We start from the raw sequence: 24671 nt of genomic DNA, 5'->3' as shown, positions 1-24671 counted from the left end.
TAGGTCAGTTAAGGTTCGAGAGGGATGCTAGAGGGGAAATATGACGGTGGCGGGGCGCTTTGATGGCAGTTTCGTGACAATCGCCCTGTCATGGCGCTGTCATCAGGGGCGGTTACAACTCGGGGTCGACAACCTCTGGTCTACTCCAGTGGTGTGCAAACCCGAATGACCGACAGGGATGTGACAGTGACAGAGCGATTGAGTGAACAGGGGATGGCCGATGGCCGCATACCCTCCAAGTGCGAACAGATTTGCCGGACCCTGCGCCGCTATATCGGCAGCGGACACCTGGCGGCGGGGCAGCAGCTGCCCGCCGAACGGGCCCTGAGCGAGCGATTCGCCACCACCCGCATCACCATCAAGGAGGCGCTCTCCAGCCTCGAGGCGGACGGCCTCATCTACCGGGCCGAGCGGCGTGGCTGGTTCGTGGCGCCGCCCCGCCTCACCTACGATCCCGCCATCCACACCCACTTTCACCAGTGGATTGGCGAGCAGCAGCGCACCGCCGAGACCCGGGTGCTGGCCCATGGCAACCAGCTTGCCAGCAGCGAGTTGTGCCGCTGGATGGGTCTGGAACCCTTTACGCCGCTCTACGAGATCCGCCGCCAGCGGCTGATCGACGGTCGCCCGGTGCTGCACGTCAGCCATCACCTGCTGGCGAGCCGCTTCCCCGGCATCGCCAGCGCTCCTCTGGCCAGCTCCCTCACCGAGCTTTACCGGCAGCGCTATGGCATAGGCCAGGGCTGGGCGAGCCTCGAGATCACCCCCTCGGCGGCCCGGGGAGAGATAGCCCGCGCCCTCAACCTGGCCCAGGGGAGCGCCGTGCTGCGCTTGGTGCGGGTCAATCATGACGAGGAGGGGAAGCTGGTGGATTGCGACATCGAGCACTGGCGACCGGACGCCATCCGCATCTGCCTGGATACCCGGGCACTGCAACCGCTCGCCACCGGCGCGCGGCAGGTGCAACTGGCAGAGTAGCGGCGTTCTGGCGCCCTGACATGGCGGATCCCGCAGGATCCACCGGGATCAGTTGTCGATGTTGGGGATCAGATCGTCGAAGCTCTGGTAGCCGCAGTCGGCCAGTTGCAGCGACATGGTGTAGGTCTTGCTGCCCTCCCGCTGGCCGATGGCGGGGCGGTTGAGCTTGAGCTCCTGATGCCAGTACTCCTTCATGCGATCGATCAGCGCCATGGCCTCGCTCTCCCCCAGATGGAGCTGGCACAGGGCCATGTAGTTGTTGGGCCTGTGCATGTTCTCCACCAGATAGTCCCCCAGCACCGACATGGCCTGGCGCGCCTGCTGGCGGGCGAAGCGGCTGTGCTGCTCGAAGCTGATGCGCTCGCTGATGAGGAAGTGGTAGCTGTTGTCGATGCCAAGCTGCAGGATGCCGAGCTTCTCCAGCTTGCGCAGATAGAGGTAGCAGGAGGCATCGGTCAGGCCGTACTCCCGCTTGAGATCGATGAGGGTCTTGTCGCGCCAGAAGATGTTGGCGAGGAAGGCATAGAGCCCCGGCTCCTTGTGAAACGCCTCATCCTGCTCCTGAGTGAAGACGGCCCGGCGGCTCTGGGCATCCTGGGTCCGGTCCAGCAGCTCTTCGAAGGAGAGTCCCACCAGATGGCAGATCTCCAGCAGGGTGTCGAACGGCAAGGAGGGCTTGTTCATCATGCGCTTCACGGTGGCGATGGAAACCCCCATGGCTTCTGCCAGGGTCTGATAGCGGATCCCCTTGTCGGTCAGGGTTTTCTTCAGGGTGTCGAGGATGTGATTGGCCAGTGTCTGGCTGTAGGTCATGCAACTATTCCTTTATCTGCATTTTTAGTCGTGTCAGAAATTGAGTGGTTTGTCTGTATCGGGCTCAAATTTTGACACCTAGAAAAACCAGAGGAGAGTAACCCGGTGATAATGGCGGAAATGGCCTGACCAGTTGTGGTGCAAGGTGGCAGAAAATGACACTCGGTGGTGCATATCCTTCAACCTTTCAACATTTTGCTGGTGATGCATATTACATCGCACATAATTCAACACGAATCGGATTCAATACCTTCCTGGTTGAGAAAACGATTGTTTGCTTCCAATTTAAGGGTTTTTTTAACCGCAAGGTTTTATTCTTTCCTGGCATTGAGCGGAACTCGCAAGAGGTCCGCTTTTTTTCTTTTCTCCGAATCTGAGCCCGTCGTCAAGAATGGGGCGCAGTTTTGGTACTTCCTGCGCCACCGACCCCGGAAGGCAGTCCTTTATTCCCCCTGACCGGCAAACAGCTTGGGGATCTCCCGCACCAGCCAGCTCTTGGCCTTGCCCATGGTGTCTCGCCGCCAGGCCAGCACGACCTGGATCTGGTGGCGATATTCGGGACTGATCACCTTGAGTCTGCCCGCCTTGATGTCCTCTTCAATCCAGCGTTGCGGCATGGTGCCGATGCCGAGCCCCGCCAGCAGGGCGTCCCGCTTCTCCCCCATGGTGCTGACGGTCAGGCGCGGCTGCTTGTCGAGCAGGCGGTAGGTGAGCACCGGCTTGCGCAGCGCCGTGTCGGCCACCGCGATGGCGCGATAGCGGCGCAGGGTCTCGTCCGCCAGGGGCTCGGGTTCCTGATGCAGGGGGTGATCGGGGTGGGCGACGTAGAGCATCACCTCCTCCCTGAGCACCTGGTGCTTGATGCCGGTCATGGCGATATCGGCATTGAGGGAGGAGATGAGCAGGTCGGCGCGGCCATCTTCCAGGCACTCCCAACTGCCCGCCAGCACCTCGGCGCGAAACCTCAGCCGGGTATCGGTCTGTTCGGCCAGCCGATCCACCAGGGGGTAGAGAGCCTGTACCGGCATCAAGGCATCGACGGCGATGGTGATGTCGGTCTCCCAGCCACGGGAGAGGGCCCGGGTCTCCCCCACCAGGTGCTCGGCCGCCTCCAGCAGCACCCGGCCCCGCTCCAGCAGCATGCGGCCCGCCGGGGTGAACTTGGTCCTGTGGCCGCTGCGGTCGAACAGCATGGCGTCCAGCTCGTCTTCCAGCTTTTGTACCGTGTAGCTCAGCGCCGAAGGCACCTTGCCCAGCTCGTCGGCCGCCGCCGCGAAGCTGCCACGACGGTCGATGGTGTCCAGCACCCGGATCGCCTCCAGGGTCAGCGCCCGCTCCTTGTTCGATTCCTTGGCCATATCCAACCTTCAATTTTTTTGAATGTGTTTACCAGATTATCTCGCTAACAACTTAGGGGAAGTCACTTTAATATTCAATCAACGCTTAGGCAGGAACGCCTGGCAGCCAAATAAAAGGTAGTTCCGGGCTGAGACATCCCCAAACACGATGTCTGATGTCAGCAAAAGAACAACATAGTATTTGAATGATCTCTTGCATGGATGCATTGATTCGGGCCCAAGGGGCCTTGGCAATGACATAAAACCCAAGAGAGTGAATGAACATGAAAAACGCAATCAAGATGCTGGCCGTTGCAGGCCTGATGACCGCAGGTGCCGCCCAGGCTTCCGTTCCCGCTGACTTCAATGCCGCCCCGGGCGTGCTGTTCGTCAACTGGAGCGCCACCGCCGCGATGGACGGCAAGGCCAACCCCATGCTGGAGGTGCGCGACGAGTCCGGTGATCTGCTGGCTTCCGTCCACGCCAACCTGATCGGCACCCAGCAGGTCGCCATCCCGAGCCGTACCCAGGGCAAGCTGACGGTGAGCCTGGGCAACGAAAGCAGCAGCTACCGCATCCCCTTCGGTCTGGGTGACGGTCGCCAGCGTTAATGAACCAACTTGGTCAGTGAGGAGCACACCATGATGAAATTGAGAGCCGCAGAAGCACGGGGCAAGGCCAACTTTGGCTGGCTGGATGCCCGTCACAGCTTCTCCTTCGGTCACTACTATGACCCGGAATGGATGGGACACTCTGCCCTGCGGGTCATCAATCAGGATCGGGTGGCGCCGGGTGGCGGTTTCGCGACCCACCCTCACGCCAACATGGAGATCCTCACCTGCGTGCTGCAAGGCACCATAGAGCACAAGGACAGCCTCGGCCACGCCGAGCAGATCCCGGCGGGGGATTTCCAGCTGATGAGCGCAGGGTCCGGCATCCGGCACAGCGAGTACAACCCCTCGCAGACCGAGCCGCTCTCCCTGCTGCAAATCTGGATCGAGCCGAATGAACACGGCACGACCCCGGGTTATCAGCAGAAGAAGATTGAAAACAAGCCCGGGATGACGCTGGTGGCGTCACCGGACGGCGAGGCGGGATCCTTCAGGATCCGCCAGCAGGCCAGAGTGTGGCGTCTGCAGCTCGCAGAAGGGGAGACCCTGGAGTGGGCACTGCAAGGGCGTCATGGTTACCTGCACATGATTTCAGGGGAGCTGACCGGCAACGGTCTGGCTGCCCGACCCGGCGACGGGCTGCTCAGCCGCGACGAGTCGAGCTGGGTGCTCACCGCCTCCAGGGGGAGTGAAGCCCTGCTGTTTGACCTGCCTTGATAGAAAAATCTTGGCGAAATGAATGAGTTAACAATTAGCTTTTACACTGTAAATACCATGATGGTAAGCAAAGGAATATGACGATGGACAAGATGAAAGATGTGGCACTGCTGGTGGGTCGTGTACTGCTGGCACTGATGTTCGTGATGGCTGGCTGGGGCAAGATCGGCGGTTACGCCGGTACCCAGGGTTACATGGAAGCCATGGGTGTGCCCGGGTTCATGCTGCCCCTGGTGATCCTGCTGGAGCTGGGTGGCGGTCTTGCCATCATGCTGGGCCTGTTTACCCGCAGCCTCTCCGTGCTGCTGGCCGGTTTCACCCTGATGGCCGCCTTCATCTTCCACTATCAGCCTGCCGAGCAGATGCAGATGCTGATGTTCATGAAGAACGTCTCCGTGGCCGGTGGTTTCCTGGCCCTGGCGGCGGCCGGTGCAGGGGCTTTCAGCCTGGATGCCCGCCTCGGCAAGCACTGGTAATACCCTGACGTTTCAAGTTTTCCAACGCCTTTTGGCCGGTGCCCTGCACCGGCTTTTTTGTGCCCGCTTCCCGGGGATGCCATCTGTGTGACGGCGCGCAGTCCGGACGCCACAAGTGCCTTTTGCATCTTATCCCCCGATCCCCGACAATCCCGATTCGCGTGCCGTGACGGGAATGCCAGAGAGTGTTCCCCCGCGCACCCCCTCTTCATGAAATTGGCGGGAGTCGTCCATGTTTACCCTCTACCACTCCAATCAGCTGGACCTGCTCAAAGAGCTGCTGGTGAGCCGCATCCGGCAGGCTCCGCTCTCCCACCCCTTCGATCGGGAGCAGATCCTGGTGCAGAGTCCCGGCATGGCCCAGTGGCTCAAGCTGGAGCTGGCCAAGGCGTTCGGCATCGCCGCCAACATCGATTTTCCCCTGCCCGCGAGTTTCATCTGGGAGATGTTTACCCGGGTGCTGGCGGACGTGCCGCGCCAGAGCCCCTACAACAAGGGGGCCATGAGCTGGCACCTGATGACCATTCTGCCCACTCTGCTCGGCAGACCCGCCTTTGCGCCCCTCGCGGCCTATCTGGGGGGCCGTGACGGGGCGGCGCCGGAGCAGGTGCGGCTCTGGCAGCTCTGCCAGAAGGTGGCGGATCTGTTCGACCAGTATCTGGTCTACCGGCCGGACTGGATCGCCCGCTGGGAAGAGGGGGAAGGATTGAGCCAGGAGCTGGCCGGAGTGAGCGGTCAGGATTGGCAGCCCGAACTCTGGCGCGAGCTGGTGGCCCGCACCCTGGCCCTCAGCCCCAGCGGCTACCACCGCGCCAACCTCTACGAGGCCTTCATCCACGAGCTGGAGCGCACCCGGGATCTGCCGGGCAGGCTGCCGCAACGGGTCTTCGTGTTCGGCATCTCGGCCCTGCCGCCCCGCTATGTGGAGGCCCTGCTGGCCCTCGGCAGCCGCCCCGAGGTGGAGGTGCACCTGTTTGTGACCAACCCCTGCCGCTACTACTGGGGGGACTTGCTCGATCGCAAGACCCTGGCGCGCCTCGAAAACAAGCTCAAGCCCGGCACGGATCTCGAGACCCTGCAGGGCCCCGCCAACCCCTTGCTCGCCTCCATGGGCAAGCTGGGGCGCGACTACCTGCACCAGCTGATGGAGCTGGAGGTGCCGCAGATCGAGGCCTTCGTCGACATCGAGGATCGCGACGATGAGGGCAAGGTCACCTTGCTGCGGGCCATCCAGAAAGACGTGCTGGAGCTGGCGGAACGGGGGGCCGGCGAGTTCAATCTCGATGCCAGCCACCACAAGAGCCCTGTCAGCCTGGATGACGGCACCCTGCAGATCCACGCCTGCCACGGCCCCATGCGGGAGCTCGAGGTGCTGCACGACCGGCTGCTGGCCCTGTTCGAGCAGGATCCCACCCTCACCCCCAAAGACGTGGTGGTGATGATGCCGGACGTCAACAGCTACGGCCCCTACATCCAGGCCGTCTTTGGCAAGGAGGGCGGCAAGGGGCGGAGCGGGGCCCGCGGCCAGATCCCCTTTGCGATCTCCGAGCGGGCGGCGAGCCAGGAGAGCCCGTTGCTGCAAAGTTTCCTCGCCCTGCTCAGGCTGCCGAACGCCCGCTTCGGGGCGGGGGAGCTGCTCGCCATCCTGGAGGTGCCCGCCGTGCTGCGCCGCTTCGAGCTGGACGACGACGAGTTCAACGTGCTGCGGCGCTGGGTGCAGGAGACCGGCATCCGCTGGGGGCTGGATGACGACTATCCCGAGCGCTTCGCGCTGCCGCGTCTGTCCGGCAACAGTTGGCTGTTCGGCCTGAGGCGCATGCTGCTGGGCTTTGCCATGGGGGACGGGGAGCCGGTGGCGGGGATCCTGCCCTATGCGGACATCGAGGGGCAGCAGGGGCTGATCCTCGGCAAGCTCGCCTGGTTCGTCGACTCCCTGGCGGAGTTTCTGCCCCGGCTGCAACAGGCGCAGCCGCTGGCCGAGTGGCACGCCTGCCTGCTGGCGCTGCTGGAGCGCTTCTACCTCGCCGACGAGGATGAAGAGCGCCAGCTCCAGCTCATCCGCAGCCAGCTCACCGACTGGCAGGCCCAGCTCGGCGAGGCCCGCTTCGAGCAGGCCATCAGTGCCGATCTGTTGCAGGACTACCTCGGCAGCGTGCTGGGGGAGTCCCGCTCCAGCCAGCGATTCCTCGCCGGTCAGGTCAACTTCTGCACCCTGATGCCGATGCGCTCCATTCCCTTCCGCCAGGTCTGCCTGCTCGGCATGAACGACGGCGTCTACCCGCGCACCCTGCCCCCCATGGGCTTCGATCTGATGGCGGTGGCCTCGCGGCGCGGGGACCGATCCCGCCGGGATGACGACCGCTACCTCTTCCTCGAGGCGCTCCTCAGTGCCCAGCAGGGGCTCTACATCAGCTATCAGGGGTTCAGCGCCCAGGACAACAGCGAGAAGGTGCCCTCCGTGCTGCTGGCGGAGCTCATCGACTATGTGCGCCAGGGCTTCGTGCTGGCGGGGGATGAAGATCTCGACGATGACACCTCGGGCCAGCGGCTGCTCGAACACCTTATCGTGGCGCACCCCCTCACCCCCTACAGCCCGGCCTACTTTTACCCCGAACCCGGCTCCGGTCTCTTCACCTATGCCGCCGACTGGCTGCCGGCCCTGAGCCCGGAGCGGGGGGCCGCCAACTTCCAGAGCGGCGATCTGCCCCTGCCCGCGGAGTGGGGCAGGGAGCAGGGGCTGGAGCTGGCGGAGCTGCTGCGCTTCTATCGCCAGCCAGCCAGGTACTTCCTCAACCGCCGCCTCAAGGTGTGGTTCGAGCTGGAGGAGGCGACCATCGAAGACAGTGAGCCCTTCGAGCTGGACGGCCTGCAGCATTATCAGCTCAAGGCGCTGCTGCTGGATGCCCATCTGACCGAAGGGGAGAGCGAGGCCCGTCGCCACCGGCTGCAACTCTCCGGCCTGTTGCCGCAAGGGTGGTTCGGCAGCCTGCTGCTGGAGGAGATCGACGGCGAGATGGGCAAGCTGGCGGCGCGGCTGCGTCCCTGGACGGGGGACAAACAGGCGGTGGAGATCGACATCGCCCTGGCCCAGGGGCAGCTCCAGGGCTGGATAGACACCCAGAAGGGACGAGCGCTGGTGGTCAAACCCGGCAGCTTCAACGGCAAGGATCTGCTGCTGGCCTGGATCCAGCACCTTTGCCTCTCATTGAGCAGCGCCCCCGGCGACACCCTGCTGTTCGATGCCAAACAGAGTCTGCGGCTGCCAAGGCTTGCGACGGACGAGGCGCGGCCCAGGTTGGCGGCCCTGGTGGCCCTCTGGACCCAGGGGATGAAGCGGCCGCTGCCCTTCTTCCCGAGCACCGCCTGGGAGTGGCTCAGGGCGATCGAGAAGGATCCGGCAAAGCCGGAGGAGGCCGACAAGGCGGCGCTTGCCCGCTTCAACGGCGGCTACATGGTGACGGGAGAGGGGCAGGACGTCTATGTCGCCCGCTGCTTCCCGGAACTCGATGACGAGGTGCTGGCCCAGTTGCAGGGGCTGGCCCGTGAACACCTGACCCCGCTCCATCAGGCGCTGGAGGAGTTGCAATAATGGCTAACCCGCTCAATCCCCTGCGTTTCCCCCTCTATGGCGAGCGGCTGATCGAGGCCTCCGCCGGGACCGGCAAGACCTATACCATCGCGGGCCTCTATCTGCGCCTCTTGCTGGGCCACGGCCCGGTTATCGAACAAGCAGGCGAGGAGGGGGGAGACGCCGGTCAGCCCTGTGCCCACGAGCGGCCCCTGTCGGTGACCGAGATCCTGGTGGTGACCTTTACCGAGGCGGCCACCGCCGAACTGAGGGGGCGGATCCGCGCCCGCATCCACGAGGCGCGTCTCGCCTTTATGCGCGGTCACAGCACGGATACCCTGCTGGCCCAACTGCTGGTGGAGGTGGAGGATCACGATCTGGCGGCCCGTCGCCTGCTGGCCGCCGAGCGGCAGATGGACGAGGCCGCGGTTTTCACCATCCACGGCTTCTGCCAGCGGATGCTCAGGCAGAACGCCTTCGAGTCGGGCGCCCTCTTTGAAACCGAATTTTTGACCGACGACAGCCGGCTCCGGCTGCAGGCGGTGAGTGACTACTGGCGCGCCGAGTTCTATCCGGTGGATCAGCCCCTGGCCCGGGCGGTGCGAAGGCTCTGGCCGAGCCCCGCCGCCCTGCTGCGGGAGATGGGGAGCTGGCTCGACAACGACGAGCTGGAGATCCGCCCGGTGGCGGGGGACGAGACCCTGGCGGCGCGGCACAGCGTCGCCATGGCCCGCATCGGGGCGGTGAAAGCCGGGTGGCTGGCGCAGACGGACGAGATCCGCCGCCAGACCGAGGGGCAGATCAGCCGTTACACCGGCAAGAACTATGAGGGCTGGCTTGCCAAGATTGGCGACTGGGCGCAGGACGAGACCAGCGGCTACGTCCTGCCCAAGGAGCTGGAGCGCTTCGGCCAGCAGGCGCTGGAGGAGAACCTCAAGAAGGGGGGAACGGTGCCCACCCTGCCGCTCTTTGGCGAGATAGACGCCCTGCTGGCGAGCCGACCCGGCATCCGGGATCTCGTCTTGCAGCGGGCGGCCAGGGTGGTGCGCAGCCGGATGCAGGAGAGCAAGCGCCAGGCCCATCAGCTCTCCTTCGACGATCTTCTGCGGGATCTCGACGGGGCGCTCGGCTCGGGCCTGGGGGAGCGGCTGTGCGAGCGCATCCGCGCCACCTACCGGGTCGCCATGATCGATGAATTCCAGGATACCGACCCCCAGCAGTACCGCATCTTCCACCGCCTTTACGGCGGTCACCAGGACACGGCGCTCCTGATGATCGGCGACCCCAAGCAGGCCATCTACGGCTTTCGTGGCGCCGACATCTTTACCTACATCCAGGCGCGGCGAAATGTGAGCGCCCACTACACCCTGGGGCGCAACTGGCGCTCAAGCCGCGCTCTGGTGGCGGCGGTCAACGGCCTGTTCGAGCGGGCGAAGGATCCCTTCATTTACGAGGCGGACATCCCTTTCCTGCCGGTGGAGGCGCAGGGCAAGAGCCGGGCACTGCTGATCGAGGGGCAGAGCGCCCCCGTGCTGCACTGCTGGCAGCTCACCGGTCAGCCCACCTTCAACAAGGGGGAGTACCAGAGCAGTATGGCCCGCGCCACGGCGGCGGAGATCCATCGCCTGCTCACGCTGGCCCGGGAGGGCAAGGCGATGCTCGGCAGCGAGCCGGTCAGGGCCGGGGATATCGCCGTGCTGGTGCGCACCGGCGCCGAGGGCAAGCTGGTGCAGCAGGAGCTGGCGCGCCTTGCCATCGCTTCCGTCTATCTGTCGAACCGCGAGAGCGTGCTGGCCCAGGTGGAGGCGCGGGAGATCCTGCTGATCCTGCACGCCTGCCAGAACCCGAGCGATGAGCGAAGCCTTGGGGCAGCGCTCGCCACCGGCCTGTTCGATCTCGATGCCAGGGCCCTGGACGCGCTGGCCTCGGACGAGCGGGCCTGGGAGAGCGCGGTGCAGGAGTTCATGGGATACCGCGCGGTCTGGCATCGCCACGGGGTGCTGGCCATGCTGCGGGCCCTGATGCACGGGCGCAACCTCGCCGCCTCCCTGCTGGCGAGCCCCTACGGGGAGCGGCGGCTGACCAATTTCCTCCATCTCGGCGAGCTGCTGCAACAGGCGAGCGGCGAGCTGGACGGGGAGTACGCCCTGCTGCGCTGGCTCGGGGAGGCGGTGAGCCAGCCCAACGGCCAGGACGGGGAGCAGATACTTCGCCTGGAATCCGAGCGCAAGCTGGTGCAGATCGTCACCATCCACAAATCCAAGGGGCTGGAGTACCCGCTGGTCTTCCTGCCGTTCATTTGCAGCCACCGCGCCGCCGACACCCCCCTGTTCCACGAAGCGGGGGAGGCGGGCAATCGCACCGTGCTCGATCTTACCGGTGCCGAGGAGTCCCTGGCCGAGGCCGACAAGGAGCGCCTTGCCGAAGACTTGCGCCTGCTCTACGTGGCCCTGACCCGGGGGGTCTATGCCACCTGGCTCGGGCTGGCGCCGGTGCGCTCCGGGGCGGGCAAGTCGGAGAAGACCGACCTGCACCGTACCGCCATCGGCTACCTGCTGCAAAAGGGGGAGGAGGGGGACGCCGGGACACTGGCGACCGCCCTCACCGACCTGGCCCAGGCGCTGCCGGGGGTGGCCGTCGGTGAGCCCTCGCTCACCCGCCCGGCCCCGCTGCCCGCCGAAGCGGAGACGCCGGGGGAGCCCACCGTGCGCGCGTTCCAGGGGCAGCTTGAGCGGGACTGGTGGATCAGCTCCTACTCCGGGCTCGCGGCCCAGGGCAACGGCCACGGCAAGGGGGTGCTGGCCAACCCCGGCTTCGACGACGAGGTGGCCACCGAGGCTGCCGTCACCGTGCAGGAAGAGGAGGCGCCCGCCCCTTCCATCTTCACCTTCCCCAAGGGGGCGCGTCCCGGCACCCTGCTCCACAGCCTGTTCGAGACCATCGACTTCGAGCACGCGGGGGGCGAGTCGCTGGCACAGCACATCGCCGCCCTGCTGACCCAGGAGGGGTTCGACGAAGGCTGGGCCCCCGTGCTGCAACAGCAGGTGGAGGCGGTGCTGGATACCCCCCTTGAGACCGGCCTTGGAGATCCGGTGCGGCTGCGGGATCTGGCCCCCGAGCGCAAACAGGTGGAGCTGGAGTTCTTCCTGCCCATGGGGCGGGTGACGGCACCGGCGCTGACCGCACTCTGCCAGCAGCACGACCCCCTGTCGCGGGACGGCAAGCCGCTCGGTTTTGCCACCGTGCAGGGGATGCTCAAGGGCTTCATCGACCTGGTGTTCGAGTGGCAGGGGCGCTGGTATCTGCTCGACTACAAATCGAACCACCTTGGCATGAGCCCCGCCGATTACGGCCGCCCGGCCCTGGAGCGGGCCATGCGCGAGCATCGCTACGATCTGCAATACCAGCTCTATTCGCTGGCGCTGCATCGGCTGCTCGCCTTGCGGCTGCCGGGCTACGATTTCGACCGGCATTTTGGCGGGGTCTTCTATCTCTTCCTGCGCGGCATGCCCCAGGGGGGCATTTTCCATGCCAGGCCCAGCCGGGAACTGGTGCTGGGGCTGGACGAGTTGTTTAGTAAAGGTGTGACATCTGACGATCATCGTTTAGAGAAATCGAACAAGGCAGAGGCATGAGGGGCGAGATGAAGGGCGAAACCATGATAGAGCGGCTGAAAGCCTTGGCGCTGGCGGGGCGCATCCGCCAGCTTGACCTGCAATTTGCCAGGCTGGTGGCCGACCTGGGCGGCAGCCCCGAGCTGGTGCTGGGGGCCGCGCTCGCCTGCCATGAGCTGGGGCGCGGCCATGTCTGCCTGCCGCTGGCGATGCTCGCTCAGGGCGGTGACGGGCAGGGATCCTCGCGCCCCTTCGGGCTGGATCCGGATCAGAGCCGGGATCTGCTGGCGGATCTCGCGGATCCTGCAAGCTGGCCCGCCCTCTTTGCGGCCAGCCCCCTGGTGGGGAGCGAACAGGAGGAGGGAGAGGCCCCCCGCTGGCCCCTGCGACTCTGGGGGGATCGCCTCTACCTCACCCGCTACCACGACTTTGAGCTGGGGGTGGCCCGCCACCTTAGCGCCTTGAGTGAACGGGCCGAATGGCCGGAGATTGCCCCGGCCCTGTCACGCCTCTTTGCCCGCGACTACGGCCTGGTGTTCGGGGCCCTGCTCAAGGCCCGCCTCGCACCGGATTTCTCCGTCCGCCACTTTGTGGAGAAGTACCTGGATCTGGTCTTTCCCCATGAGGTGGAGTGGCCCGCCGTGGAGACCCTGCTAAAAAGCGCCCAGGCGGCCAGCGAGCTGGAGCGGCTGGATACCCTGGTGCCCGAGGCGCTCTGCTGCAACGGCCAGAAGCTGGCGGCGGCCACGGCGGCGGCGCGCCCCTTCGCGGTCATCTCCGGCGGCCCCGGCACCGGCAAGACCACCACGGTGGCCAAGCTCCTCGCCATCCTGGTGGAGACCGGCCTGCAAGGGGGCAAGGCCCCGGCGATCCGGCTGGTGGCGCCCACCGGCAAGGCGGCGGCGCGTCTGACCGAGAGTATCGGCGCTGCCCTGCAGGCCCTGGATCTGCCCCCCGAGTGGGTACAGGCCATCCCCACCGAGGCGGGCACCCTGCACCGGCTGCTCGGGGTCATTCCGGGGCGCAGCCAGTTCCGCCATCACAGAGGCAACCCGCTGCACCTCGACCTGCTGGTGGTGGATGAGGCCTCCATGGTGGACCTGCCCATGATGGCGCGCCTGCTGGATGCGCTGCCCCGCCACGCCCGCCTCATCCTGCTCGGCGACAAGGATCAGCTCGCCTCGGTGGAGGCGGGGGCCGTGCTCGGGGATATCTGCGGCTTTATCGAACAGGGCATCAGCCCCGCCCAGGCACACTGGCTCTCCCGCCAGACCGGCTATCGCCTGCAAGGCACGCCGGCGGGGGCCAGCGTGCGCGACAGCCTCTGTTTGCTCTCCAAGAGCTGGCGCTTTGACCAGCATTCGGGCATCGGCCAGTTGGCGCGGGCCTGCAACAGCGGCGACGGGGCGGCGGTGGAGGCGGTCTGGGGCGCAGGATTTGGCGACATCCGCCTGCACCCCTGGGCGGGGGAGGCCTACAACGCCCTGATTGCCGAGGGGGTGGCCGGTTATGGCAGCTACCTCAAGGCGGCCCGGGCCGGCGAGGATCCGGCGGCGGTGTTCAAGGCGTTCAACGGCTTCCAGATCCTCTGCGCCCTGCGGGACGGCCCCTTCGGGGTGACGGGGCTCAACGAGCGCCTCGAACTGGCCCTCGCCAAGGCAGGGCTGATCCAGCGTGATGGCGACTGGTATGCGGGCCGCCCGGTGATGGTGGTGCGCAACGACCACGGGGTGGGCCTCTACAACGGCGACATGGGGCTCTGCCTGCCCGATGACACCGGCCGCCTCAAGGTATGGTTCGAGCAGCCGGACGGCACCCTGCGGGCCCTGCTGCCCAGCCGGTTGCCCCCCCATGAGACGGTCTACGCCATGACCATCCACAAATCCCAGGGCTCCGAGTTTGCCCATACCGTGCTGGTGTTGCCCGACAGCCCCAGCCCGCTCCTGACCCGTGAGCTGGTCTATACCGGCATCACCCGCGCCAAGGCCCGACTCGATCTCTACGGCGATCGCGCCCTGCTGGCACAGGCAGTGCGGAAAAAGACCGAGCGGTATTCCGGATTGGCGGAGAGGTTGGGGGATAAGATTTAATATAATCGGAAATATATTTAGAGGGTTACATGATCACAATATATACAGGGGATAATGGCTCAGGGAAGAGCAGGCAGTTGTCAATGTTGGCGAGAGATGCTGTAAATAACAACCAACATGTGATTGCAATTTCCACCTCACTAACTGACCGATTTCCAAGTAGGAGTTCTCGGGGTAGCTATTGTTACATGGGGCGGAAGTTAAATGGAAACATTTATTTAAAGGCTGTTAAGAAAGCTTTTATCTCCGCTGTCAATGAGGCGGATTTATTCTCATATACGTTATCTAACATCTTAGAGTATGCTGGTTTCGAACCTCAAATAGGTTTTGACATGTCATCCTTTAACATGAACATTGAAAGTTATAAATATTATGTTGATGAGCTAAGGAAGGTGCGAACAAGTCCCTGATATGAGATCATGTTTGTCATCTGGAGCCATGGAACAGGGTTCATCATGAGTCATCAACTTACCTTCGCCGACAGTGAATTCAGCAGTAAGCGCCGTCAGACCAGAAAAGAGATTTTCTTGTCCCGCATGGAGCAGATTCTGCCATGGCAAAACATGGTGGAAGTCATCGAGCCGTTTTACCCCAAGGCTGGTAATGGCCGGCGACCTTATCCGCTGGAAACCATGTTACGCATTCACTGCATGCAGCATTGGTACAACCTGAGCGAGGCGTTGTTGATCAAATCCGTCGCTGGATGGCCGTTCCCCAACCCGTTGATACCACTCAATTCACTGGCTGGCGAACAGGCATACCAAGCCCTGTCAGCTTGTTCATCACCTTCACGCCAGCCAGGATTTCGCCCACCTGGGCGTTGTAGTTCCGCAGGCTCAGCGTTGGCCCGATGAGTTGCTTGAACCGGTACATGGCGGTCTCGGCTATCGAGCGCTGGTGATAGCCGGAGTCTTTCTTCCATTGCTTCAGTTCACCGGCCTTGAGCGCCGTCACCGCCTCGTTGCGGGGATGGCCTTCCTCCCACGGTGCCGCATTTTTTCTCGGCGGTATGGTGGCTTTCGCCCCCTTCTTCTTCAGTAGCGCATGACAGGCCTTGGTGTCATACGCACCATCGGCGCTGACCTGTTTTATCTTGCGTCGTAAGGGGTTGAGCAACGTCGGTAACACCTCGTTATCCGCCACCGTCTCCAGGCTGACTTCGGCAGCGATGACCGCATGGGTTGTGGCATCCACCGCCAAGTGGAGCTTGCGCCACACTCGTCGCTTCTCCTTGCCGTGTTTGCGAATTTTCCATTCGCCTTCGCCATAGACCTTGAGGCCGGTGGCATCAATGACCAAGTGAGCCACCGGGCCTTGGCTGGGGACGCGGTACTTGATGTCGACGGTCTTGGCGCGCTTGCTGATACAGCTATAGTCCGGCGACTGCAAAGGCACCGCCATCAGTTGGAACAACGAGTTAATGAAGCCTTCTAGCGCCCGCAGCGGCAACTTGAACAAGCCTTTTAGCATCAGGGCCGTCTCAATGGCGGTGTCACTGTAGTGGAAACCTCTCCCTCGGCGGCCATGGTGGACCAGGCAATGCCACTGCTTAATGGCTTGTTCGTCCATCCAGATGGTCAACGAACCGCGTTGCACCAAGGCTTGGTTGTACTGCTGCCAGTTGCTGATCTTGTGCTTGGACTTGCCCATCTGATGCTCTCGGAGACTGCGCTACAGGATCAGATCACCGAGATGTCAGATAGTTCCCCGATTTGAGCAACAAGGCCCCTGAGCGATGGCGCGATGGAAGATGCTCTGTACGAAATCGCCTCCATGCGTCTGTTTGCCCGGTTATCCCTGGATAGCGCCTTGCCGGACCGCACCACCATCATGAATTTCCGCCACCTGCTGGAGCAGCATCAACTGGCCCGCCAATTGTTCAAGACCATCAATCGCTGGCTGGCCGAAGCAGGCGTCATGATGACTCAAGGCACCTTGGTCGATGCCACCATCATTGAGGCACCCAGCTCGACCAAGAACAAAGAGCAGCAACGCGATCCGCAGATGCATCAGACCAAGAAAGGCAATCAGTGGCACTTTGGCATGAAGGCCCACATTGGTGTCGATGCCAAGAGTGGCCTGACCCACAGCCTAGTCACCACCGCGGCCAACGAGCATGACCTCAATCAGCTGGGTAATCTGCTGCATGGAGAGGAGCAATTTGTCTCAGCCGATGCCGGCTACCAAGGGGCGCCACAGCGCGAGGAGCTGGCCGAGGTGGATGTGGACTGGCTGATCGCCGAGCGCCCCGGCAAGGTAAGAACCTTGAAACAGCATCCACGCAAGAACAAAACGGCCATCAACATCGAATACATGAAAGCCAGCATCCGGGCCAAGGTGGAGCACCCATTTCGCATCATCAAGCGACAGTTCGGCTTCGTGAAAGCCAGATACAAGGGGTTGCTGAAAAACGATAACCAACTGGCGATGTTATTCACGCTGGCCAACCTGTTTCGGGCGGACCAAATGATACGTCAGTGGGAGAGATCTCACTAAAAACTGGGGATAACGCCTTAAATGGCGAAGAAACGGTCTAAATAGGCTGATTCAAGGCATTTACGGGAGAAAAAATCGGCTCAAACATGAAGAAATGAAATGACTGAGTCAGCCGAGAAGAATTTCCCCGCTTATTCGCACCTTCCTTAGTGTATCCTGCAAAAGATGCAATATGAATATAAAAGGTGAAGATGTTAGCTTTCTTAATGTCCCCTTGAATAACTTACCTAAAAGAATATTTAGGTCTAAATTCTACAAAATAATTCACCCCAATTTGGATAAATATCATGCTCATTTAGAGAAAATAGCGATTCAAATAGGTGATAGTATAGTGGTTAAATATTTCATAAGAAATGGAAGTGAGAAAGGACAATTTACTAGGAACTACTTCAAATTAAGTGAGTTAGAAAGGAATTCATTCAATAAAGCGCAAGGTGGGCGAAGTTCTGAAATTAATAGCCAGATTTTAATGCGCTTATTTGATGAACTACATCAATAGAACTCGTATTTTGGGCTGTACAGATCTAGTTATCACCTGACACCGGCCTCAAACCGGTGTCTTGTTTACGCTACTTTAGTGCGCACTTCCTTCGGTATCAATTTCAGACCCTTTTTGAACATGCTGTAGGGAGTCTGTCCTTCCATCATCCTGCCTTGATGTGGCCGCTGGGTGTTGTAGTGATCCAGATAGCTGTCCAGGTCTGTCTGCATCTGCTCTACCGACTCATACCAGGTTGTCCTCCCCTTGATACGGAAGTGTTCATCCAGCAGGGTGCGATGTAGCCGCTCGATAAAGCCGTTGCTCTGCGGCCTGCGTACCTTGGTGGTCCGGTGCTCAATCCCCTCCAGTTGCAGGAACAGCTCGTAGGGGTGATGGTCAGGGCGCCCGCAGAACTCGCGCCCGTTATCTGACAGGATGGTATAGACCCGCGCCTCGTGAGCCTCGAAGAACGGCAGGACCGTTTCGTTGAGCACATGGACCGAGGTCACCGGCAGCTTGCTGGTGTAGAGCCGTCCCCAGGCGTGGCGGCTGTAGCAGTCCAGTACGGTTTGCAGATACACCTTGCCCACCCCCTTGAGTGCGCCGACGAAGAAGGTGTCGACCGCCACCAGTTCCCCGGTGTAGTGAACCTCAATTTGGCGTTCGCGAAACTCGGGGCTGAAGCGCTCGAGCAGGCGGATCTGCTCGTCATTGAGCTCAATCGTCTGTTCCCTGTGGGTTTTCTCGAGGCGCAACAAGCGGTCATGCTTGGAGAGCAAGTCGTGACGTTGCCACACGCCACGCACACCGCCCGCACTGACGTTGATGCCTTGCAGAGCCAGTTCTTGCGCGACCCGCAGCGGGCCATGGGTTGGTCTGGTGAGAGAGTAATCGAGGATAGCCTGTTCAATCTCGGGAGCGACCCGGTTGGGATGCGCCCCTTTACAGCCGGGTAGTTTGTCGAGCAAGCCCTCGGCGCCATAGGTCTGATAGTTACGGCGAATTTCGTAGAACTGCTGACGGCTGTAGCCGATGAGCTTGCAGGCTTTGCTGACGTTATTGAGCTCTTTGGCGAGCTCTAGCAGGCTGAGTTTGCGACGTGCTACTTTCTCGTTGGTGGTCATACGGTGACTCCGGATAACACGGTAGGGGTACCGTTTTGTTATCCGGTTTGAAGCCGTATGACCACTCCCTTTTGTGGGCAACTGTCAGGTGAATACCATCTCCATACATTTTGGGCTTTGCAGCCTCAGCACCAACCTACCGATCGTGTAGGTTGTGGCTGATCTCGTATGTTGGGCTTCGCAGGCTTAGCACCAACCTACCGATTGGGTAGGTTGTGGCTGAGCGTAGCGAAGCCCAACGTTTACCGCGAACTCTCTTTTTCCTGCCCCTTATCCCCAGCCCTTCTCCTCCTTTTTTAATAAACGGGAGAAGGGAGCAATGCTGTTACCGCTGTCCGATTACGCTTCGCTAATCGAACCTACGTGGCTGCCACCTCGATTATTTGACCTGTCCAGACAGGGGCCGCTTGATTGCTCCTCCCCCTGCCAAGGGGGAGGCGGGGAGGGGGTTATGGCCCCATCCGTAAGCCGCCACGGTAAACCCCGCCCCTCCCCTTGAAAAGGGGAGGGGCAAAGCAGGTGGTTCACCGGCTACTTGGCAGAGTTGCATCACTCGAACCGTCCTCCTGCCTTCAGGGGCGCTGAGGGCGCCCAAAAAAACGGGGCCCGAGGTGTCCCCCGGGCCCCGCAAGCAGATGGCGTGCTTAGATGCTGGATTTGACGCTGACGAACTCGGGGTAGGCATCGATGCCGCACTCGTGGACATCCACACCCATCATCTCTTCCTCTTCGCTGACCCGCAGGCCCATGGTGGCCTTGAGCAGGCTCCAGACCACGAGGGAGACGACAAAGACCCAGCCGAAGATGGTGGCAGCACCCAGCAACTGGGCACCGAAGGTGGCGCTCGTGTTGGAGAAGGGCACCACCATCAGGCCGAACAGGCCGCAGACGCCGTGTACCGAGATGGCACCGACCGGATCATCGATCTTCAGGCGATCGAAGGCGACGATGGCGTAGACCACCAGGGCACCGGCCAGGGCGCCGATCAGGCTGGCGAACAGCGGGCTGGGGGAGGCCGGGTCGGCGGTGATGGCGACCAGACCGCCGAGGGCGCCGTTGAGGATCATGGTGAGATCCGCCTTGCCCCAGGTGAGCTTGCTGACCAGCAGGGCGCCGACCACACCGGCGGCCGCGGCGGCGTTGGTGTTGACGAACACGGTGCCGATGGCGGTGGCATCAGCGGCGCTGGAGAGCGCCAGTTGGGAGCCACCGTTGAAGCCGAACCAGCCCATCCAGAGGATCAGGGTGCCCAGGGTCGCGAGCGGCAGGTTGGAGCCGGGGATGGGGTAGATCTCCCCTTGCTTGCCATATTTGCCGCGACGGGGGCCGAGCAGCAGCACGGCGGCCAGGGCAGCGGCAGCGCCCGCCATGTGGACGATGCCGGAGCCTGCGAAGTCGGAGAAGCCCGCCTCCTTCAGGAAGCCGCCGCCCCAGCTCCAGTAGCCTTCCACGGGGTAGATGAAGCCGGTCATCACCACGCAGAACAGCAGGAAGGACCAGAGCTTCATCCGCTCTGCCACCGCACCTGAGATGATGGAGGTGGCGGTGGCGACGAACACCACCTGGAAGAAGAAGTCGGAGTGCAGGGAGTGGCCCGCGTCGTCCGCCTGGCTGCCCATCAGGCTGCCAAAGCTCGGCAGCCAGCCGCCGGCGCTGTTGTCCACGTACATGATGTTGTAGCCGACCAGCAGGAACATGATGCAGGCGATGGCATAGAGCAGGATGTTCTTGGTCAGGATCTCGGTGGTGTTCTTGGCGCGGACCAGGCCGGCTTCGAGCATGGCGAACCCGGCGGCCATCCACATGACCAGCACGCCGGAGATCAGCAGGTAGAAGGTGTCGAGTGCATAGCGCAGCTCGCTGACGGATGTGATCAACTCTTCCATGTCGTATTCCTCAGTTCCAGTCGTATCAAAGGGCGTCTGCGTCGGTCTCGCCGGTGCGGATGCGCACGGCGGCCTGCAGGTCATAAACGAAGATCTTGCCGTCACCTATCTTGCCGGTGTGGGCGGCCTTGCTGATGGCTTCGATGATCTGCTCGACGTTGTCGGCCAGGGTGGCGATCTCCAGCTTTACCTTGGGCAGGAAATCCACCTGGTATTCGGCACCCCGGTACAGCTCGGTGTGCCCCTTCTGGCGGCCAAACCCCTTGACCTCGGAAACCGTCAGCCCCTCGACGCCGAGGTTGGCGATGGCTTCGCGCACGTCGTCGAGTTTGAACGGCTTGATGATGGCGGTGATTAATTTCATGCAATATCCCCAATCCTTGTGGTTCACCCAGATAAAGGCAAATATTGCGCCAGAAAAGTATTTTTCTTTTTATTCATGCACTTACTTATTAATCGCAGCCCTGGTCAGCGAGGCTTGCCCAATATGGGCAGGGCTGCGCCAAAGGTGTGCACCGCCGTGGTGCAATCTGGCCAGCAGAAGAACGGAAGGGAGCGTGACGGCGCGCAAAACTCGAAAGTGTGCGGGCTGCTACTGTTGTTCAACAAGAGGGCTACTTGGCCGATAACCCGTCATGACGGGGTGTCGAGGCCAGTCGCCCCCTTGAAGGCTCGACCGGCAGGCCCGGTTTTCCCGCCAGGTCAACAAGCGGATCCGTGGCGCCGAGTAGCAGAACAAGGAAGGTTTTCATGCTGCATGACAATGAGATGACAAGGCTACCGGCCCTCGACGAGGCCGTGATGAGCGGCATGCTGGAGGTCGTGAGCGACGGTCTCTGGGACTGGAATGCCAACACCGGCTATGTCCATCGCTATCCCGGCTGGTATCAGATGCTGGGGTATGAGCCCCACTCCCTCGACAACACCGTCTTCACCTGGGAGAACCTGATCCACCCGGACGATCTGGCGCAGGTCATGGAGAGCTTCGATGCCTGCCTGAGCGGGCGGGCGGCGGACTACCGGGCCGAATACCGCTGCCGTTGCCGTAACGGTGACTACCTCTGGGTGGCGGATTGCGGCCGCATCGTCGCACGCAACCCGGACGGCAGTGTCGCCAGGATGGTGGGGGCACACCGCAACATCCACGCCCAGCGGGAACTCTACGCCCGGCTGGAGCTGCAAAACCGCACCCTGGAGCAGCAGGTGGCGCAGCGTACCGCCGAACTGGAGCGGCTCAACCAGGCATTGCAGTTCCAGGTGGAGGAAAACCGCCGCCTGGCGGAGACGGACTCCCTGACCGGCGCGGCCAGCCGCTATCGGCTGGAGCAGGCGGTGCGGCTGGAGCATGAGCGCGCCAAGCGCTTCAAGGAGCCCTTTGCCGTGATCGCCATGGACGTGGACGACTTCAAGCAGATCAACGATCGCCATGGCCACGGGGTGGGGGACCAGACCCTGATCGATATCGTGCAGCTGACCCGGGGCTGCATCCGCGAGATCGATCTGCTGGCCCGCTGGGGGGGTGACGAGTTCATGCTGGTGCTTCCCAATACCCGGTTGCCCGACGCCCGGATGGTGGCCGAGAAACTGAGGCAGCGCCTGAGCCATGCCAGGGTCAAGGGGATCGAGCCCGTGACCTTGAGTTTCGGGCTGGTGGAGTCCGACCCCGACGAGCAGGTGTCCCACCTGATGGCACGGGTCGACAGGGCGCTCTACCGGGCCAAGCTGGCGGGCAAGGACCAGCTCAGCGGCTGACAAGGGCACTGGTCGGAGCCGCTACGGGGCTTTTCCCCCCCGAATACGGCTTGACCAAGGGATTTTCTTGACTCCAATTCATCCCGCTGGTTTCATGCGCGCTCTTTTCATTCTTGCGAGATGTATCTTCATGAAAAAGTCCTTGCTGATTGCCCTGACCGCCCTGCCTCTGGTTGCCCACGCCGGCCTGATGGATTCCCTGACCGACACCGTGACCAGCAGCGTCACCAGCACCGCCAAAGAGATGGCTGGCAACGCCATGGACACCGCTTCCAACGAAGCGATCAAGAAGGCCCTGGACATCAAGGAAGGCGGCTCCAACAAGCAGGCTATCAAGGACAAGCTGGGCGCCCCGGCCAGCACCAAGACCGACGCCGGTCTGGAAGTGTGGACCTATGACCTGGATGCACTGAACAAGGCCTCCCCGCTGCTGGCCGAGACCACCAAGTCCTTGCTGAAAGACTCCGAAGTGGCCCAGAAGAACGTGGTCATCAAGTTCGAAGGCGAGACCGTGAAGACCCTGAACCTGGCCAACAAGGCCTGAGTCCTGGCAAGGTGAATGAAAAAGGGGCCCGCGGGCCCCTTTTTGCTGCCTGGTATTCAGGCTCACACCTTGAAGCGGTGCACCAGGGCCAGCAACTGGCGGTTGGACCCCAGCAGGGTGGCGGCGCTCTGCTCCGTGTTGCCGCCGTTCTCCACCAGGAGGTTCAGCATGTCGCGAATGCTCACCATGTTGCGGTTGATCTCCTCGGTCACCCGGCTCTGCTCCTCGGCAGCGGTGGCGATCTGGCTGCTGAGATCGTGGATCTGCACCACGGCGTCGGCCATGGTGTCGAGCCCGCCGGTGACCTGCCCCGTGGTGTCGGCCGCCGCCTGGCAACTGCGCTTGGTCTGCTCCATGGCGACCACGGCCTCGGCGACCCCCTGGGTGAGCCGTGACAACATGCTGCCCACTTCGGCGGTGCTGTTCTGGGTGCGTGCCGCGAGGGCACGCACCTCGTCGGCCACTACCGCGAAGCCCCGGCCCTGTTCACCGGCCCGGGCCGCCTCGATGGCGGCGTTGAGCGCCAGCAGGTTGGTCTGGGCGGCGATGCCGCCGATCACCCCGAGCACGCTGCCGATCTGCTGGGCATCTTCCTGCATCTCCAGCACCTTGGCGGCGGCGAGATCCACCTCGTCGATGAGGGCCACCACGCTGGCGGAGGCTGACCCCACCACCTTGCGGGAGCTGGCCGCCTGACCGTTGGCGGCCTCGGTGAAGCTGGCGGAGTCGTTGGCGTGGCGGGCAACGCTGTCGGCGGTGGAGCTGAGTTCGTTGAGGGCGGTGACGACCTGATCGGTTTCGCTGGCGTGTTCTCCCAGGATCCGCTTGGCCTGCCCGGTCTGCTGATCGAGCTGGGCCAGCTCGCGGGTGATGAGGTCGGTGGCGGCGGTCACCTGCACCATCATCTGTTGCAGGAAGGCGATGAAGCGGTTGACCGACAGGGCGATGTTGTCCAGCTCGTCATGCCCTTTGACCTGGATGCGGGCGGTCAGGTCGGCGTCGCCGGCGCTGAGGGCGTCGATGTTGAGCTTGAGGGTCTGCAGGCGGCTGCCAAGCTGGCTGATGGCCAGCACCATGAGCACGAACAGCAGCCCCGCCAGGGGGAGCTGGATGCTCGCCAGGGTGGCGAGCACATCCCGGCTGTCCTGGGTCAGGGTGCGGGTCGGCAGGGCGGCGGCCAGCAGCCAGGGGGTCCCTTCGATGGCCTCCATCAGCAGGGTCTGTTCCTCACCCTGATCCTGGAAGGTGGTGCGCAGCTGCCCCTTGCTCGCATCCTGGCCCAGCAGGCCGCTGATGGCGAGGGCGAAGGGATAGTCGGCGTGGGCGGAGAGGTTGCCGAGCACCACATCCCCGGTCAGACGGGCGTTGCGGCTCAGGATCTTGCCGTCAGCCTCGATGATCATCACCTGACCGCCGATCTCCTGCTCTTTCTTGGCCACCAGGTCGTTGAAGAAGCCCAGGGTGACGTCTATGGTCGACACCCCGTAGAGGGCGCCATCCTGGTAGATCCCCATGGCGCAGTTGGTTCTCGGCTGCTGGCTCGCGCCATCCTTGTAGGCGGCGGCCCAGGCACAGACGCCACGGGGCGCGTGCTGGCCAGCCTTGTGCCAGGGCTGATCGAAATAGTTGGGCGCCTCTGCCGAGTTCCAGTAGGTATTGGGAATGAGGGCGTTGGACGCATCCCTGTGGAAGAAGGTGCTGAACTTGGCGCGCCCCGCCTCCCGCTTGTCCGGCAGGGGCCAGATGCCGCCACCGAAGACCATGCCGTTGCCGTACTGGTCGATGAGGGCCGGGAGCTGGGCATCTATCTGCTCGCTCGGCAGTTGTGCCACCAGTTGGGTGATGCTGCGCGACTGGGTCTGCACCCCGTTGAGCTGGTCACGGATATCGGTCGCTATCTCGCCGACTCGCAGCGCCACGTTCTCCTCCCCCGCTTTTTGCAGGGCGGGGGTGATCCAGATCTGGATGCCGATCACCGTCAGGGCGCACACCAGCGCCATGAAGCCCAGAAAAACGGCGGTATAGCGCCCCTTGATTGTGCCCAGATTCCATCCCATAACGACTCCTGTCCACTGTGCCCGGGATCGTGCCCGCGTCTGTTGTGTGAGGGACCATTATGATTTATTTCGAAAGTGAAACGTTTGTTATCGCTCACATAACATGACGCGGGCAGGCAGGAAAAGG

Annotated in this window: 17 protein-coding genes and 2 pseudogenes; 12 read left to right on the top strand and 7 right to left on the bottom strand. The window is 62.6% G+C overall.

Annotated elements, in window-relative coordinates; genetic code table 11:
• Window positions 1-165 precede the first annotated feature (165 nt).
• Window positions 166-978, top strand: coding sequence for a UTRA domain-containing protein (locus tag ACPW74_RS18225; RefSeq protein WP_161646905.1), 813 nt, complete (start codon window positions 166-168; stop codon window positions 976-978).
• A 48-nt stretch (window positions 979-1026) separates the two neighbouring features.
• Here ACPW74_RS18225 and ACPW74_RS18220 read toward each other — a convergent pair whose 3' ends face one another.
• Together ACPW74_RS18220 and ACPW74_RS18215 are read right to left on the bottom strand one after the other, a co-directional pair.
• The gene (locus ACPW74_RS18220; protein ID WP_010675913.1) at window positions 1027-1791 is read right to left on the bottom strand and encodes a helix-turn-helix domain-containing protein; all 765 of its coding nucleotides are present in this window, start codon (window positions 1789-1791) and stop codon (window positions 1027-1029) included.
• Between the two features lie 443 nt (window positions 1792-2234).
• Window positions 2235-3149: a LysR family transcriptional regulator gene (locus tag ACPW74_RS18215; RefSeq protein ID WP_279982059.1), complete on the bottom strand. Its 915-nt coding sequence runs from the start codon at window positions 3147-3149 to the stop codon at window positions 2235-2237.
• A gap of 257 nt (window positions 3150-3406) precedes the next feature.
• Here ACPW74_RS18215 and ACPW74_RS18210 point away from each other — a divergent pair, with 257 nt between their 5' ends.
• From ACPW74_RS18210 to ACPW74_RS18180, 7 genes and pseudogenes are all read left to right on the top strand, one after another.
• On the top strand, window positions 3407-3739 hold the full coding sequence (locus ACPW74_RS18210) for a hypothetical protein (protein WP_128272493.1): 333 nt from the start codon (window positions 3407-3409) through the stop codon (window positions 3737-3739).
• A 30-nt stretch (window positions 3740-3769) separates the two neighbouring features.
• Window positions 3770-4456 (top strand): pirin family protein, encoded by a 687-nt coding sequence (locus ACPW74_RS18205; RefSeq protein WP_010675910.1) that lies wholly within the window; start codon window positions 3770-3772, stop codon window positions 4454-4456.
• A gap of 83 nt (window positions 4457-4539) precedes the next feature.
• Window positions 4540-4932 carry a DoxX family protein gene (locus tag ACPW74_RS18200; RefSeq protein WP_010675909.1) on the top strand — a complete coding sequence of 131 codons (393 nt, stop codon included), beginning with the start codon at window positions 4540-4542 and terminating at the stop codon, window positions 4930-4932.
• 232 nt (window positions 4933-5164) lie between these two features.
• On the top strand, window positions 5165-8521 hold the full coding sequence (recC, locus tag ACPW74_RS18195; RefSeq protein WP_425858424.1) for an exodeoxyribonuclease V subunit gamma: 3357 nt from the start codon (window positions 5165-5167) through the stop codon (window positions 8519-8521).
• Window positions 8521-12135, top strand: a complete 3615-nt coding sequence (recB, locus tag ACPW74_RS18190; RefSeq protein WP_279982054.1) for an exodeoxyribonuclease V subunit beta — start codon at window positions 8521-8523, stop codon at window positions 12133-12135. Before recC ends, recB begins: the two co-directional genes overlap by 1 nt.
• 8 nt (window positions 12136-12143) lie before the next feature.
• The gene (gene recD, locus ACPW74_RS18185; RefSeq protein WP_279982053.1) at window positions 12144-14204 is read left to right on the top strand and encodes an exodeoxyribonuclease V subunit alpha; all 2061 of its coding nucleotides are present in this window, start codon (window positions 12144-12146) and stop codon (window positions 14202-14204) included.
• A 455-nt stretch (window positions 14205-14659) separates the two neighbouring features.
• Window positions 14660-14890 (top strand): annotated as a pseudogene (locus tag ACPW74_RS18180) (transposase); the annotation flags it as partial.
• Window positions 14891-14936: 46 nt separating this feature from the next.
• Here ACPW74_RS18180 and ACPW74_RS18175 read toward each other — a convergent pair.
• Window positions 14937-15854 (bottom strand): IS5 family transposase, encoded by a 918-nt coding sequence (locus ACPW74_RS18175; protein ID WP_336580497.1) that lies wholly within the window; start codon window positions 15852-15854, stop codon window positions 14937-14939.
• Between the two features lie 78 nt (window positions 15855-15932).
• Here ACPW74_RS18175 and ACPW74_RS18170 point away from each other — a divergent pair.
• Window positions 15933-16700, top strand: a pseudogene (locus ACPW74_RS18170) (IS5-like element IS5 family transposase); the annotation flags it as partial.
• A gap of 172 nt (window positions 16701-16872) precedes the next feature.
• On the top strand, window positions 16873-17199 hold the full coding sequence (locus ACPW74_RS18165) for a hypothetical protein (RefSeq protein WP_425858423.1): 327 nt from the start codon (window positions 16873-16875) through the stop codon (window positions 17197-17199).
• Window positions 17200-17264: 65 nt separating this feature from the next.
• Here ACPW74_RS18165 and ACPW74_RS18160 read toward each other — a convergent pair whose 3' ends face one another.
• The 3 genes from ACPW74_RS18160 to glnK all read right to left on the bottom strand — a co-directional run bounded on the left by ACPW74_RS18160 (window position 17265) and on the right by glnK (window position 20555).
• Complete coding sequence (locus ACPW74_RS18160; protein ID WP_042017433.1) at window positions 17265-18305, bottom strand: IS481-like element ISAs19 family transposase; 1041 nt, start codon at window positions 18303-18305, stop codon at window positions 17265-17267.
• A 644-nt stretch (window positions 18306-18949) separates the two neighbouring features.
• Window positions 18950-20191, bottom strand: coding sequence for an ammonium transporter (locus ACPW74_RS18155; RefSeq protein ID WP_042864817.1), 1242 nt, complete (start codon window positions 20189-20191; stop codon window positions 18950-18952).
• A gap of 25 nt (window positions 20192-20216) precedes the next feature.
• Window positions 20217-20555: a P-II family nitrogen regulator gene (gene glnK / locus ACPW74_RS18150; RefSeq protein ID WP_010675904.1), complete on the bottom strand. Its 339-nt coding sequence runs from the start codon at window positions 20553-20555 to the stop codon at window positions 20217-20219.
• Window positions 20556-20941: 386 nt separating this feature from the next.
• On the opposite strand from glnK, the gene ACPW74_RS18145 reads away from it, so the two are divergent.
• Window positions 20942-21943 carry a sensor domain-containing diguanylate cyclase gene (locus ACPW74_RS18145; protein WP_134997309.1) on the top strand — a complete coding sequence of 334 codons (1002 nt, stop codon included), beginning with the start codon at window positions 20942-20944 and terminating at the stop codon, window positions 21941-21943.
• A 130-nt stretch (window positions 21944-22073) separates the two neighbouring features.
• A complete protein-coding gene (locus tag ACPW74_RS18140) occupies window positions 22074-22487 on the top strand; it encodes a hypothetical protein (RefSeq protein ID WP_010675902.1) in 414 nt (137 codons plus the stop codon).
• A 62-nt stretch (window positions 22488-22549) separates the two neighbouring features.
• Here ACPW74_RS18140 and ACPW74_RS18135 read toward each other — a convergent pair whose 3' ends face one another.
• Window positions 22550-24544, bottom strand: a complete 1995-nt coding sequence (locus ACPW74_RS18135; protein ID WP_425858422.1) for a methyl-accepting chemotaxis protein — start codon at window positions 24542-24544, stop codon at window positions 22550-22552.
• Window positions 24545-24671: the final 127 nt, after the last annotated feature.

It is taken from the genome of Aeromonas sp. INTO2, from assembly GCF_049860605.1.
Taxonomy (GTDB): Bacteria; Pseudomonadota; Gammaproteobacteria; order Enterobacterales; family Aeromonadaceae; genus Aeromonas; species Aeromonas caviae.
This window is presented reverse-complemented; position numbering and strand designations above follow the sequence as displayed.